This window comes from Lactiplantibacillus daoliensis, assembly GCF_005405005.1.
Classification (GTDB): domain Bacteria; phylum Bacillota; class Bacilli; order Lactobacillales; family Lactobacillaceae; genus Lactiplantibacillus; species Lactiplantibacillus daoliensis.
Window position 1 is genome coordinate 369,352 of record NZ_BJDH01000001.1, and the last position, 14,418, is coordinate 383,769.

The window sequence follows — 14,418 nt, forward strand, 5'->3', positions numbered from 1 at the left end:
ATGCTTTTTAATATTTATTTAAGTGTGGTAATTTTACCAGATACGCCACGGTCAACTTTCATTGAAGTCAATGGAATATAGCCTAACTTCTTGACTAAGCTTCCTTGAACATCCTTAGAAGTCATGTAAGTTAAGAAGGTCTTTAACTCACCAGTAGGAGCACCCTTAGTATACATGTGTTCGTATGCCCAGATCTTCCATTTGTTATTGGCAACATTCGCTTCTGTTGGCTTAACGTTATCGATTGAAAGTGGTTCTAGACCAGACTTGATGTATGAGAAGGCCAAGTAACTAATTGCCCCTGGTGTCGTTGAAACAATCTTTTTAACTGTCCCATTAGAATCTTGTTCTTGGCTAGTTGCAACCTTAGCGTTGTCTAAGCCCCACTTTTCAAAAGTGGCACGCGTCCCACTGCCTTGAGCACGATTGACCACGGTAATCTTTTCATTCTTCCCGCCAACTTCTTTCCAGTTGGTAATCTTACCTTGGAAGATTTTAACTAATTGATCTTTTGAAACATTGGTTACGCCAGCTTCTTTGTTGACCACGGGTGCCATCCCAACAACAGCAACTTTATGATCAACTAAGCCTTTAGCGTCTAACCCTTTTTGTTCTTCAGCAAACAAATCTGAGTTCCCGATATTAACTGAGCCTTTAGCAACTTGGCTCAAGCCGGCACCAGAACCGCCACCTTGGACATTAATCGTTACATTTGAATGTTCATTTTGGAAAGTTTGACCAGCTTGTTCAACTAATGGTTGTAACGCCGTTGATCCGGTTGCCACAATCTTAGTTGTCTTAGAAGTCTTGGCACTACTACTGCTACTAGTATTCTTCGTACTAGTTGCTGAGCTACTACCACAGCCAGCTAATAAAATGGTCATTGTTACGGCCAGCGCCCCTAATGTCACTGCTTTTTTCATAATTGAAACTCCCCTTTTCCATTTTTACGCTCATAATTAGAACAATCAATGGCGCTAACCTAAACTAGCTAACCTGGGTAGGAAGTGCTATTTCGTGATGCGAGCATGATCACTTTTTAGGTTAGACGATTCATCGACTGTCATTGGAACAACTCTAATATTACTGGCCGTTTGTAAATTCAAAATGATGTTTGTGTAAAACCATTGTATAGTTTCCGTAAAGACCATCTAGATTAACCAAAAACTCTCCAGACAAAAAAACAGGCCTGATAACTGAAAATCGTTATCAAGTCTGTTTCACTTTAGTGATTCAATTAATGATTACTCTTGGAAGTGAACCTAGCGACCGTCCGCTTAATCCAATCCAATAACGGTTGCCGGTTATCGCCAGCCAAACCAATTGCTTCCACAAATAGTTCCAATCCGAATAACAAGCTGATGGTCAGCAAGATTGAGCCACCCAGCGATGAAATCGGATATAACAATGAGATGAACGAAAAGATAAGGGCAATCCCGTAAATCACCATCACAGTCTGACGATGGGTCAGGCCCAACTGCATCAAGCGATGGTGCAAATGGTGTTTATCGGCTTGCGAGATTGGTTTCTTATTTAAAATTCGCCGAATCATCGCGTAAATCGTATCGGTAATTGGGACCCCTAAAATCATCACTGGGATGATCACCGAGATTAAGGTAACATTTTTCAAACCGAACAACGAGAATACCGCGGTCATAAACCCGATAAATAAAGAACCGGTATCCCCTAGATAAATCCGGGCAGGAAAGAAATTATACGGTAAGAATCCTAGCATGGCAGCGACTAAGGTAAAAATCAGCAGCGAGACAAAGGTATTGGCATTTAAGAAGAATAGCCCAATAATTCCCATCGTACTCAGCGCGATGATTCCGACCCCGGTTGCTAGGCCATCCAACCCGTCGATTAGATTAATGGCATTCGTAATTGCTAAAATCCACAGCAATGTAATCGGCAAGCTCAACCACTGAAAATGAATGAGCCCGATAAATGGGAATGTGAGTGTCGTCATTCGAATCCCACCAATGAAGTAGACTTCTAAGGCCGCTAACGTAATTCCCAACATTTTTTGCCGCGGTTTCAATTCATAGATATCATCAATGATCCCAGTCGCCAAAATGATTAGCTCACCGCCTAGTAACGCATAAAAGAGTCGCGTTGGAAACTGATGCATCAAATATAAGATTGTCGTGCCAATGGTGTAAGCAATAAAAATGGCTAGACCACCCATTGTCGGCATCGGAATCTTGTTCACCCGGCGAACATTCGGCTTATCAACGGCTCCGATTTTAAAGGCGAGATTTCGCACAAACGGCGTTAAAAGCGCGGATATCATCATGGTCGCAACTAAGCTGACTAAGATTTCAAATCTAATCATTTGTGCGTAACTCCTCTCTGAGATATTACTTATAATTATACAAACCTGAATCCAACTTGACAACTTGATTCAAGGAAACTTAGGAAAGGCAACACAATTCGGTCACAAATTAAACTAAAAACGACGTGCAAGACAGCCAGTGCCATCTCCACGTCGTCTGCAACTACTCTTTTAAATGATAATTATAAGTCGATACAATAATATTTTCACGTGAGTTTAAAACCGCCCGTAAGCGTAAACTCGTTTGGTTATGCAAAATATTTTGCCAAGGTTTCTTAGGCACGAACTGTGGTACCAAGACCGTGGTTGAGAAATTCCGTTCCGCCGCTCGTTTGGCAATGACATCACAGAAACGCAGCGTTGGCGTTGCAATCGAACGATACGATGAATGAATATCCACAAACCGCACATCTGGGAACGTTGACTTAAATTCGGCCGCCGTCTTATGTTCTTTTTCTGGATTTTCATCAAATGACACGTGCATGGCAATGACATAATCACCGATGGAACGGGCATAATTGACCGCTGCCGCCGTGACCCGCGTCACATTGGAAACCAGCACAATGACCGTGGCACCATCGTAGTCGTGTAACTCGGCTTTCTCCTGAGCAACCACCCGCAACTGGGCTGCTACACGGTTGTAGTGCACATGAATGCGATAGAACATATAAAGCAAGAGTGGCATCACTACAAGGTAAGGCCAAACATTGCCGAAATGCAAGGCAAACAAGAAGACCACTAGGACTAATGAGATTAATGCCCCAAGTAAATTGACTGCGGCTTTAAGCCACCACCAACTGCCCCGTTCGCGCAACCAGTGCACGATCATCCCAGATTGAGATAAGGTAAACGGTACAAAGACCCCAACCGCATACAGTGGAATTAATAACGTTGTCTTCCCATGGAAAATGAAGATAAGCACAATCGCGCCAACAGCCAATGAGATAATCCCGTTAGAATAACCTAATCGATCACCACGATCCATGTAAGCGTGTGGTAAAAATTTATCTTTAGCTAAGTTGTAAGCTAGAATTGGGAACGCTGAGAACCCAGTATTCGCCGCAACCGCTAAAATCAAAGCCGTCGATAACTGTAACAAGTAGTAGAACAAACCATGACCAAATACTGCCGTCGCAATTTGTGATAAGACAGTGTTATCAGCTTGTGGCTTGATGCCCAAGTAGTAACTCAAGTAAGTAATCCCACCAAAGAAAACTGCCAGGACAATGGCCATGATTGCTAACGTATTAGCAGCATTTCGACGTTTAGGTCGTTTGAAATTAGGCACCGCATTACTGATAGCTTCGACCCCTGTCAGTGATGAAGACCCTGACGAGAAAGCCCGGAAGAACAGGACTAAGGTCATGCCTTGAACTGGTGCCCCCATTGCTGCGGAGGCATGGTAAGTTAAGTTACCACTCGCAATATTCATAATCCCCCATAAAATCATCCCGATAATCATGAGGATAAAGAAGTAAACCGGAAAAGTTAAAAATGACGCTGATTCACGCATGCCTCGTAAATTTAAAGCCATGATTGCAATCACAATCAACACGGCAATCAACACCTGATAGTTCACTAAGGACGGTACGGCTGAAGTAATGGCTTCAGTCCCCGAGGTCACGGAAACGGCCACAGTCAACATATAGTCAACTAACAGTGACCCACCGGCAACCAGTCCAGCTGGCCGCCCCCAGTTAGTACTAGCAACCACATACGCGCCACCACCCGAAGGATAAGCACGAATAATTTGCCGGTACGACATCGTAATGGCAAATAATAGAATCAGAACTAAGGCAGCAACATATAATTGATACATTAAAGCTGCTGCTGAAAGGGTAATCAATACCGTTGTGATCTGTTCAGTACCATAGGCCACTGACGAGAGCGCATCTGATGACAGCAGCGCCAGCGCCTTGAACTTGGTGAGTGCTTGCCCACCTTCATCCATGGTTTTTAACGGTTTCCCGATAACCAACCGTTTTAAATAACGCCACATGATAATAACTCCTTTATTTCAAAAATAATTATTCCCAAGTAAGTGCTAAGTCAAAGTTGATTTTACTACTTTAAATTAGTAAATACTACACGTTTAACTGGAACGCACTAACTTTTTCAACCCGCATAGCCCCCTAGTTTACTCCTGACTTTCCCACTTGGCTACTTATTTTTGACTAAAAAACACCCACTCAAATGAGCAGGTGTTAAAAAGTGTTAACTTAAACTTACATCATGCCGCCCATACCTGGGTTTGGCGCAGCTGGTGCAGCTGGTGCTTGTGGTTCTGGCTTTTCAGCAACAACCGCTTCAGTCGTTAATAATAACGCCGAAACAGAAGCCGCATTTTGTAACGCTGAACGAGTAACCTTGGTTGGATCAACAATCCCAGCCTTGATCATGTCTACCCATTCATTCGTCGAAGCGTTGAAACCAACACCTGGCTTTTGTTCCTTGAGTTTTTCAACAATCACTGAGCCTTCAAGACCGGCATTTTCAGCGATTTGACGAACTGGTTCTTCCAACGCACGTTTAACGATGTTAATCCCAGTTTGAACGTCACCAGTTTCTTTCAAAGCATCAACATCTTTGATGACGTTAACCAAGGCAGTCCCACCACCGGCAACGAAGCCTTCTTCAACGGCAGCACGAGTGGCGTTCAAAGCATCTTCAATCCGATACTTACGTTCTTTCAATTCAGTTTCAGTTGCAGCACCGACCCGCACAACGGCGACCCCGCCAGCTAACTTAGCTAAACGTTCTTGTAACTTTTCTTTATCAAAATCAGAAGTGGTTTCGCTGATTTGGTTACGGATGAAGTCAACTCGTTCAGAGATGGCATCCTTAGCACCAGCACCTTCAACGATGGTGGTGTTATCTTTAGTAACCGTAACTTTGTTAGCTTGACCTAATTGATCAATCGTCGTGTCTTTCAATTCAAGACCTAAGTCATCAGTGATGACCGTCCCACCAGTTAAAATGGCAATATCTTGTAATTGTTCCTTACGCCGATCACCAAAACCGGGTGCCTTAACTGCAACGACGTTGAATGTCCCCCGCATCTTGTTTAAGACCAAGGTTGGTAAAGCTTCACCAGAAATGTCATCCGCGATGATCAATAATGGTTTGCCTTGTTCAACGATCGATTGTAATAATGGTAAGATATCTTGAATATTCGAGATCTTCTTATCGGTAATTAAAATGTAAGGACTGTCAAGGTCAGCTTCCATCTTGTCGTTATCAGTGACCATGTATTGTGACAAATAGCCACGATCGAATTGCATCCCTTCGACAACGTCCAAGCTAGTGTCAACCCCACGTGATTCTTCAATCGTGATGACACCATCATGCCCAACTTTTTCCATGGCTTCGGCAATTAACTTACCAGTTTCTTGGCTAGCTGAAGAAACAGCCGCGATTTGTGCAATATCTTCTTGCGTCTTAACTTCATGAGCCATGGCATGCAATGAATCAACCGCTGTCTTAGTGGCTTCTTCAATCCCACGACGAATGCCAACTGGGTTAGCACCGGCAGTGACGTTCTTCATACCTTCGTTGACGATTGATTGCGTCAAAACAGTCGCAGTAGTCGTCCCATCACCGGCAATATCATTAGTCTTTGAAGCAACTTCAGAAACTAACTTAGCACCCATGTTTTCAAAATGGTCATCCAATTCGATGGCTTTAGCAATCGTCACCCCATCATTAGTAATGGTTGGTGAGCCATATGATTGTTCCAAGACAACGTTGCGGCCCTTAGGACCAAGCGTTGATTTTACAGTGTCAGCTAATTGATCGACACCTTTGAGCATTGCTGAACGTGCGTCTTCAGAAAACTTTAATTCTTTAGCCATTATCTGTATTCACCTCATAAATAGTTTTTAAATAAATAATTTAAATGGATTAGTCTTCGACTGCGACAATATCTTTTTCGTGTAAAACAAGATACGTAGACCCTTCATACTTAACTTCAGTACCAGCGTATTTGTCGAATAAAACTTGTTCGCCAACTTTGACGCTTGGGGCTACCTTTGTGCCGTTATCTAAAACACGGCCATCGGAGACGGCAACAACTTTACCGCTTTGTGGCTTTTCTTTAGCATTATTCGCAATAACGATGCCGCCAACTGTTTGTTCTTCTTCTGCTTGTTGTTGCAAAATAACACGATCACCTAATGGTTTTAACACGTGAATCCCTCCATTTATTCTTTTTTAGCACTCCTAAAGCCTAAGTGCTAATCACAAAATCAACTATAACATTTTCATTTTAGAATGCAAGTTATTTGTCAATAATTAGTCAAAGAATGTCAAATCGACTATAATGGGACTACTTAAGTCATTTTTGACTCGAAATCTACTCAGTTAAGGACGTGACAAAATGGCCAATCGGCGCCAATCACTCAGCATTTTAATCGTTTACTTTATCGTCTACGCGTTGCCATCTTTATTAGTCACCGCGTTACCCCACTTAGGTTCCCAAGTCTATTTGATTCAGACCTTAGACTACCTAATCGGGGCCGTCATTTTAGGTTGGCTCGCTTGGCATCATGCCAAGCCAAATGCGATCGAACAACAACCAAGTTCCTGGCTAGCAACTGTTTTATGGGGGCTTGCTGGCACAGCCATTGTCATCCTTGGCCAAAACCTTATCTTAAACTTGACTCGACTACTGGGACAATCAACGGCTTCCGCCAACACGAGTACCTTACTGGCTGCTGGACAAAAGTACCCGTTCTTTTTCTTAGCCATTATCGTGGGCGCTCCCATTATGGAAGAAATCGTTTTTCGGAAAGTCCTATTTGGCTTTTTCGCCCCCGTAACTGGCGGTGTCGGAGCAGCCGTCATTTCCAGCATTCTATTTAGTTTCGCTCATGCAGACGGACATTTGATTCTATATGCGTTTATTGGCTTATTCTTCTGCTGGCTTTATCAACACACCGGCCGTATTCAAACCTCAATGATCGCGCATATTTTAATGAATTGTCTTGTCGTTGTCCCATTATTTTGGTCCTAAAATAAAAGACGTAGCCAGCCTTATGCTAGTTGCGTCTTTTAAAATAACTATTTTTCGTCAGCTGATTTATCACCAAGCTGTTCGCCATAGTGTTCAATAAAATAAATCAAGGTTTGTAGCTCATTGGTCAAATCAACGTTTTGCACCCGGACCGTTTCTGGCACTGAAATGCGTAAGGGCGTGAAATTCATGATCCCTTTGACATTTGCTGAAACTAATTCATCCGTCACTTGTTGAACCACAGAAGTTGGCACCGTTAAGATGGCAATTTCAATTTGTTGTTCAATCAGTTGTTTCTTAAGTTCTGACATTGGGTAAACGGGAACGCCACTCTGAACGGTATTCGCAAGGGCTTCATTAACATCAAAAGCTGCTGAGATTCGCACGTTACTGTTCTTGTGAAAATTAAAATTGAGCAAGGCATGCCCTAAATTACCGACCCCAATCAAAGCGACATTCGTTAAAGTGTCTTGATTTAAAATCTTTTTGAAAAAGGTCAATAATTTTTCAACATCGTAGCCATAGCCACGTTTACCAAGTGCCCCAAAATATGAAAAATCACGCCGAATCGTGGCTGAATCAACTTTAACCGCCTCAGACAGTTCTGTTGATGAGACACGCTTTTTGTCTGCATCTAATAAAATGTTCAAATACCGATAGTAAATGGGTAACCGTTTCGCCGTTGCCCGAGGAATCTTTGTTTCTGCCATTTGGACGACCCTCCTTATTAAAAGTTTGTGAATTTGCTGACACTATTCTAGCATACCCCAACACTTTGTGAAATAATATTTACTTATTATTCCGTTTCATTAGGGCTAATTGGCGCAATATGCTACAATTATTTGACGAATCAACCCTGAAAGGAGCTTATAATCGTGATTTTATTGCAAGTGCAACAAGTCATGCGGCGTTTTGGCGCTGATGTCTTGTTCGATAACGTACAAATGGACATCCAAGATCATGCGCGCGTCGCTTTAGTTGGCCGTAATGGTGCTGGAAAATCCACACTTTTAAAAATGATTGCCGGAGAAACTGTCCCTGATGAAGGCCAAATTTCAATGCGCAAAGGCCTGACCATCGGCTACCTGGCTCAAGATCAAGGCCTGAATAGTGCCAATTCTATTTGGGAAGAAATGAGCAGTGTTTTTGCTGGCTTACATAAGTTAGAAGCACAAATGCATCAATTAGAAGACCAGTTGAGTGATCCCGCGGTCATCGCTGATCAAGCCACTTATGAACAAACCCTTAAAACTTATGATCAAGTTCAAACTGATTTTCAACAACAGAATGGCTATGGCTATCAAGCTGAAATCCGTGGCGTCTTACATGGTTTCCAATTTGATGCGGATGTTTATGACAAGTCAGTGACCGAATTATCTGGTGGTCAAAAGACTCAATTAGCTTTAGCTAAACTGTTGCTCGAAAAACGTGACCTCTTAATCTTGGACGAACCGACTAACCATTTGGACGTCGAAACGCTCACTTGGTTGGAAAGTTATTTACAATCGTATACAGGTTCCTTATTAATTGTCAGTCATGACCGATACTTCTTAGACCGTGTGGTCAATGAAGTCTATGACCTTTCGCACCACGAGATGGTCCACTACACTGGCAACTACGACCAGTACGTTCAAACAAAAGCTGCTCGAATTCAAGCGGAATGGAAACACTACGAGAAACAACAAGCCGAGATCAGCAAGCTGGAGGACTTTGTGAACCGCAACATCGTTCGGGCTTCAACGACCAAACGTGCCCAGTCGCGTCGTAAACAGCTCGCCAAAATGGACCGGTTAGAACGCCCTGATAGTGATGACAAAACGGCCCACTTTGGCTTTCATGCTAGCAAGCAAAGCGGCAACATCGTTTTAACAGTCAAAGATGCTGCCGTTGGCTATCAAGGTCAGATCTTGTCAGCTCCCGATAACCTAAATGTCAAAAAACACGAGGCCATCGCGATCGTTGGACCGAATGGGATTGGTAAATCAACGCTCCTAAAGAGCATCCTTGGCCAGATTCCATTCATCAAAGGGCAAGCCGTCTTTGGGACGAATGTCGTCACCGGTTATTACGATCAGGAACAAAAAAACTTACATGATCGTAAAACTGTTCTGAGTGAATTGTGGGATGAACACCCTACGACCCCTGAAAAAGATATTCGAACCATTCTGGGAAGCTTCTTATTCACCGGAGAAGATGTCGATAAACCGATCAACGCCCTATCAGGTGGCGAACGGGCCCGCCTGCTACTAACGAAGCTGGCAATGCAAAATGACAATTTTCTTATTTTAGATGAACCGACTAACCATTTAGATATCGACAGTCGCGAAGTGTTAGAAGTTGCGCTAAACGACTTTGACGGCACCCTACTCTTCGTTTCACATGACCGTTACTTCATTAACCAGGTCGCCACCAGCGTAGTCGAAGTTTCACCAACTGGTACCGAATTATTCTTGGGTGACTATGACTACTATATCGATAAAAAACAAGAACAAGCGGAATTTGCCGAAGCTGCCGCTAGTGCCGCTGCTGAAAGTGAAAGTGCCGCCAACGCTGATCAAACCAGCGCGGTACCAGATTCACGTTCAAAGGGACAACAAACCTACCAAGCCAGCAAGCAACAACAACGTGAAAAGCGCAAACTAGAACGTTCCGTGGCGGCTCTTGAAGAAAAAATGAGTACCCTTGAGTCCCAAGCAACCAGTATTCAAGAACAAATGTCACAACCAGAAGTTTTTGCAGATGCCGTTAAGTTACAAGATTTCCAGAAAGAATTGGACACAGTCACAGCCGAGCACGAACAGGCCGAAAACGACTGGACTGAACAAGCCGAACAACTTGAAAATCTCGACTAATAAAAAAGTGAGCTGATAAAAAAATCAGCTCGCTTTTTTATTAGTTAATCAATGGACCATATTAGGCATCCAATCAAATTCCAGACTAGGATCAGCATTCAAGGTCGCATCGCCAAATTGATGATGTTGGTATTGAATATAGCCCGCTGCCCCAATCATCGCACCGTTATCACCACACAAATTCAATGGTGCTAAGACTAATTCAGTATTTGGAAACTTACTTGGTAATTCAGTTTGTAGGCGTTCGCGTAACCCATGGTTGGCCGCGACCCCACCAGCTAAAACAAGTTGTTTAACTGGACAAGCTTCCAAGACGCGCATGGTTTTTGATGTTAACACATCTACCACACTGGCCTGGAAACTCGCTGCCAAATCATTTTTACTCAAAGTGTCACCAATTTGATCCGCATGGTGCACGGTATTGATGAAAGCACTCTTCAACCCACTAAAACTGAAGTCATAGTTGTCTTCATCAATCATCGCCCGTGGAAAGTTAAAGGTATCCTGACCCTGATGTGCCATTTCGTCGATGACTTTACCAGCCGGATAAGGGACACCCAATACCCGACCGATTTTATCATAGGCTTCACCAGCCGCGTCGTCACGAGTTTCACCAATGATCTCAAATTGACCATCTGCTTGCATATATACTAACTCAGTGTGCCCCCCAGAAACTAAGAGTGCCATTAGTGGAAACTCAAAGGGTTTCACAAAGCGAGCCGCATAAATATGCCCCGCCATATGATTAACCGGAATCAATGGTAAGTGATGCGCGTAGGCGACCGTCTTAGCAGCATTGACTCCCACCAAGAGCGCCCCAACTAAACCTGGCCCATAGGTGACTGCAACAGCATCCAAGTCATCATAAGTCACCTGTGCTTCAGATAGGGCATCTTCGATACAGATAGTGATTTCTTCAATATGATGGCGACTAGCAACTTCAGGTACCACACCACCAAAGCGTTTATGACTGTTAATTTGCGTCGCAACCACGTTGGATAAAATCGTTTGACCATCAGCAACAACTGCCACACTCGTTTCATCACAACTAGATTCGAACGCTAAGATTAAATTTTGTTTCTCCACAAGTGACCATCCTTCATTTAATGATTTTACGCATAATTAAGGCATCTTCACTAGGATGCTGATAATAGTTTTTGCGCGTTGAAATCTGTTCAAAACCACACTGTTCATATAATTTTTGAGCGGGCGTATTACTCTGGCGAACTTCCAGAAAGCATTTTGCCGTTGGCGTTAACTGTGCAAAAGTTCTTTGCAACATTAGCCGCGCGTAACCGTGCCGCTGAAATGCTGGTAACACCGCAACATTAGTAATCTCTGTTTCATCTAATACCGTTGTTTGGCTGATAAAGCCAATCGGTTGTTGCACTCGAACTAATAACTGGTAGCAAGACTGTGGTAACGCTAGGTCCGCCGCAAAAGTTGCCAATCGCCAAGGTGCCCCTTCCGGATAGGCAGCCGCAGCTAACTCGTAGCAAACTTGAGCAACAGGCACGCCGGTCCAATCCACGTCCTTAATGAATTGTAGCTCAGTCATCTTCACGATCCGTCAATACTTTGTAAGTCATATCAATGGCATCTTCGTGATCGCCAAAGTAATAACGCTTTTTAACACCCGTTTTTTCAAAGCCTAAATTCTGATATAACCGTTGCGCATTCGTATTACTGTAACGAACTTCAAGCGTCACTGTGCGATATTTTAAATAGCCTGCCCGTTTTATCATCGTTTTCATCATAAAGCTGCCCAAACCTTGATTTTGAAAATCTGGGTGCACCGCAATATTCGTGATATGCGCATCTTGACGACGATCATCAAACGCACAACCACAAAATGCACAGAGACGGTCTTCGTGGCGCATGACAATATAAAAACGTCCACTTTGACGGCGCAACTCCGTTTTAAAGGCATTTTCATCCCAAGGTGTCTTACCAGCATAGACGGCTCTTTCAATCGCCAGCATTTCAGGGACATCGGTAATTAATGCCCGTGAGACATAGTAACCAGTTGTACCAACTTGGACCACATGGTTATCGATTTGCATGATTTTCTGGCGACGATTATTGCGATTTTTAGTAATCTTCTGAAGGTACTGCTTAAATCTTTTCAACATACGGCGCGTGGTCCTCTTTCGGATGTTTGGCTAACCAGTCGCGTTCTGCTTGCGTTAGCCGTAAGTAGTTAGGAACAAAAGTATGAATTTCTTTCACCGGTGCAGCCGTCCGACCCATTAGGCCTAAAACAACTGCTTGTGGTAAATCTAATTGAGATTGTGCACGGACAAACTGGTCACCCAGTTGTGCTTGCAACGCGGTCTCATATTGTGTCACATCACTCCCAATAAACACAATTGGTTCATGGTATGTCGCCAACTGCTGACACCATTCCGTCACACTAATATGTTGATCAGGTAAGACACTAACTGGTTGACCTTGTTTGATTCGATATAACCCAGTAAATAGATTATCTCGACGTGCATCAAACAATGGTGCCACTAGTTGTCCTTCTGCCACCACATTACCAGCTAAAACTGCCAGGCTAGATAACCCAACTAATTCCTTATGTAGCGTAAATGCCAATGTTTTTGCAGTTGTGACCCCGATCCGTAAACCTGTATATGAACCAGGACCAGCTGCAACAACCACACGATCCAGTTCATCGGCCGTCAAGCCAGCTTGGCTAATCGACTTTTCAATAATTGGTAACAACGTACTACTATGATTGCGACTCATATTAGTCGTAGTCGTAGCAAGCACTTTTGTATCATCTAAGACCGCCACACTCAGTGGCCGATTGGACGTCTCAATTGCCAACAACTTCATATTAAAAAAAGCTCCTCATTTTGAATTACTTCACATATCTTATCATAATTTACCGGCTTTGAAAGGAATCCAGCCGTTTTCAAGGCGTTTACAGCCAAATCCTAAGCATTTTACAAAAAAAGCAATTATTCGCGACTAAATATTGGGGCTAAGCCGCCCAATATTTACGATGTAATCTATTCGTAAACATTCTTTACATAACTTATACCAATTATTCACTGATAATTTTTCACACGTTTACATTGCCTTGTTATCCTACACAGGTAACTAATATTACTTTGGAGGTAATTGATTATTATGGTAAAGCTTAACAAGTCCCTCGTTGGACTCTCATTAATTTCAGTTTTAGGTTTAGGTTTGGCTGGTTGTGCTAGTGGGACTAGTACTAAAGCTGGCAGCAAGAGTGCGGATAAGAGCAAGGCAATCACGGTTGTCTTCTACCCGAACGAATCAGCAAAAAGTTTCCAAGGCTCACGAGATGCTTTAAAGAAGTCACTCGAAAAGGTCACTGGTAAAACTGTCAAATTACAAACGACGACTGACTACAATGTCGCTATCCAAGCAATCGCTTCTGGTAAAGCGCAATTAGCCTACATGGGTGCCAATGGTTATATCCAAGCACACAAGTTAAGCAAAGACGTTAAACCTTTTGCTGCTCAATCTGACGCTGATGGAACTTTGAAGAAAGCAACCTACAACTCATACTTAATGGTACAACAAAAAGATGCCGATAAGTATAAAGCAGATGGCAAATATAGCATTAAAGATATCAAAGGTAAGAAAATGTCTTACGTTTCAAACAGTTCAACTTCAGGTTTCTTAGTGCCAACTGCTAAGATTTCAAACGAATTCAAAATTAAAGACAAAGATGATTTAACTCAAAATGGCAAATTCTTTAGCAAAGTTCTTTACGGCGGGTCACACCAAGGTTCAGCCGTTAACCTCTTAAAGGGTGACGTCGATGTTGCTGCCTTTGATGATGGTGACTTAATGCCATACCTTAAAGTAACTAACGGTTCATGGGACAAAGTTGGTTCAACTTTCGCCGTTAAAGATGACGCCGAAGCACCATTCAGCAGCTTGAAAGGCAAGCAAGTGGTCAACATCGCTATGATGCCCGTTCAACAAGGTCCATGGGTCTACAATACTAAAGCCCTTAGCAAGGATGACCAAGACAAGATTGCTAAAGAATTCACTTCGAAAGAATTCGCCCAAAACAAAGAAATCTTCTCAGAACCAGGTTCAAAAACACCAAAGCTCTTCCCTAAGAAGTCTGACAAAACACAATTACTTAAGGTTGACGACCAATGGTACGCCCCAACTCATAAGTTAGTCGGCTACTAAACTCTTCATCAATTCGGTTTTATGAAAGGAAATGC

13 protein-coding genes are annotated in these 14,418 nt (G+C 43.0%); 3 read left to right on the forward strand and 10 right to left on the reverse strand.

All coding sequences use genetic code 11. The features are described 5' to 3' along the window. Positions 1 to 14: 14 nt before the first annotated feature. The 5 genes from FFM64_RS01785 to groES form a co-directional block, all read right to left on the reverse strand. Entirely contained in the window at positions 15 to 923 is a 909-nt protein-coding gene (locus FFM64_RS01785) for a phosphate ABC transporter substrate-binding protein (protein ID WP_137606278.1), read from the reverse strand. A 314-nt stretch (positions 924 to 1,237) separates the two neighbouring features. Next, entirely contained in the window at positions 1,238 to 2,335 is a 1,098-nt protein-coding gene (locus tag FFM64_RS01790; protein ID WP_137606279.1) for a glycosyltransferase family 4 protein, read from the reverse strand. Between the two features lie 163 nt (positions 2,336 to 2,498). Next, positions 2,499 to 4,334 (reverse strand): APC family permease, encoded by a 1,836-nt coding sequence (locus tag FFM64_RS01795; RefSeq protein WP_137606280.1) that lies wholly within the window; start codon positions 4,332 to 4,334, stop codon positions 2,499 to 2,501. A gap of 226 nt (positions 4,335 to 4,560) precedes the next feature. Beyond that, positions 4,561 to 6,186: a chaperonin GroEL gene (gene groL, locus FFM64_RS01800; RefSeq protein ID WP_137606281.1), complete on the reverse strand. Its 1,626-nt coding sequence runs from the start codon at positions 6,184 to 6,186 to the stop codon at positions 4,561 to 4,563. A 49-nt stretch (positions 6,187 to 6,235) separates the two neighbouring features. Continuing rightward, a complete protein-coding gene (gene groES, locus FFM64_RS01805) occupies positions 6,236 to 6,520 on the reverse strand; it encodes a co-chaperone GroES (RefSeq protein ID WP_137606282.1) in 285 nt (94 codons plus the stop codon). A gap of 190 nt (positions 6,521 to 6,710) precedes the next feature. Between groES and FFM64_RS01810 the strand changes: the two genes are divergently transcribed. Further along, positions 6,711 to 7,346 carry a CPBP family intramembrane glutamic endopeptidase gene (locus FFM64_RS01810; RefSeq protein ID WP_137606283.1) on the forward strand — a complete coding sequence of 212 codons (636 nt, stop codon included), beginning with the start codon at positions 6,711 to 6,713 and terminating at the stop codon, positions 7,344 to 7,346. Between the two features lie 47 nt (positions 7,347 to 7,393). Here FFM64_RS01810 and FFM64_RS01815 read toward each other — a convergent pair whose 3' ends face one another. Then, positions 7,394 to 8,056, reverse strand: coding sequence for a redox-sensing transcriptional repressor Rex (locus tag FFM64_RS01815; protein WP_137606284.1), 663 nt, complete (start codon positions 8,054 to 8,056; stop codon positions 7,394 to 7,396). Positions 8,057 to 8,221: 165 nt separating this feature from the next. Between FFM64_RS01815 and FFM64_RS01820 the strand changes: the two genes are divergently transcribed. After that, positions 8,222 to 10,198 carry an ABC-F family ATP-binding cassette domain-containing protein gene (locus tag FFM64_RS01820; protein ID WP_137606285.1) on the forward strand — a complete coding sequence of 659 codons (1,977 nt, stop codon included), beginning with the start codon at positions 8,222 to 8,224 and terminating at the stop codon, positions 10,196 to 10,198. 48 nt (positions 10,199 to 10,246) lie between these two features. On the opposite strand, the gene tsaD is transcribed toward FFM64_RS01820, so the two are convergent. Genes tsaD through tsaB form a run of 4 tightly spaced genes read right to left on the reverse strand, consistent with a single transcriptional unit; the run spans position 10,247 to position 13,039 of the window. After that, positions 10,247 to 11,284 (reverse strand): tRNA (adenosine(37)-N6)-threonylcarbamoyltransferase complex transferase subunit TsaD, encoded by a 1,038-nt coding sequence (gene tsaD / locus FFM64_RS01825; protein WP_137606286.1) that lies wholly within the window; start codon positions 11,282 to 11,284, stop codon positions 10,247 to 10,249. A 13-nt stretch (positions 11,285 to 11,297) separates the two neighbouring features. Then, positions 11,298 to 11,756, reverse strand: a complete 459-nt coding sequence (gene rimI, locus FFM64_RS01830) for a ribosomal protein S18-alanine N-acetyltransferase (RefSeq protein WP_137606287.1) — start codon at positions 11,754 to 11,756, stop codon at positions 11,298 to 11,300. Further along, positions 11,749 to 12,330, reverse strand: a complete 582-nt coding sequence (gene rimI / locus FFM64_RS01835) for a ribosomal protein S18-alanine N-acetyltransferase (protein ID WP_137606288.1) — start codon at positions 12,328 to 12,330, stop codon at positions 11,749 to 11,751. The genes rimI (FFM64_RS01830) and rimI (FFM64_RS01835) overlap by 8 nt, the downstream gene beginning before the upstream one ends. Next, positions 12,314 to 13,039 carry a tRNA (adenosine(37)-N6)-threonylcarbamoyltransferase complex dimerization subunit type 1 TsaB gene (gene tsaB, locus FFM64_RS01840; protein WP_137606289.1) on the reverse strand — a complete coding sequence of 242 codons (726 nt, stop codon included), beginning with the start codon at positions 13,037 to 13,039 and terminating at the stop codon, positions 12,314 to 12,316. The genes rimI (FFM64_RS01835) and tsaB overlap by 17 nt, the downstream gene beginning before the upstream one ends. 297 nt (positions 13,040 to 13,336) lie before the next feature. On the opposite strand from tsaB, the gene FFM64_RS01845 reads away from it, so the two are divergent. Beyond that, positions 13,337 to 14,383 (forward strand): phosphate/phosphite/phosphonate ABC transporter substrate-binding protein, encoded by a 1,047-nt coding sequence (locus FFM64_RS01845; RefSeq protein ID WP_137606290.1) that lies wholly within the window; start codon positions 13,337 to 13,339, stop codon positions 14,381 to 14,383. The last annotated feature ends 35 nt before the right edge of the window (positions 14,384 to 14,418 follow it).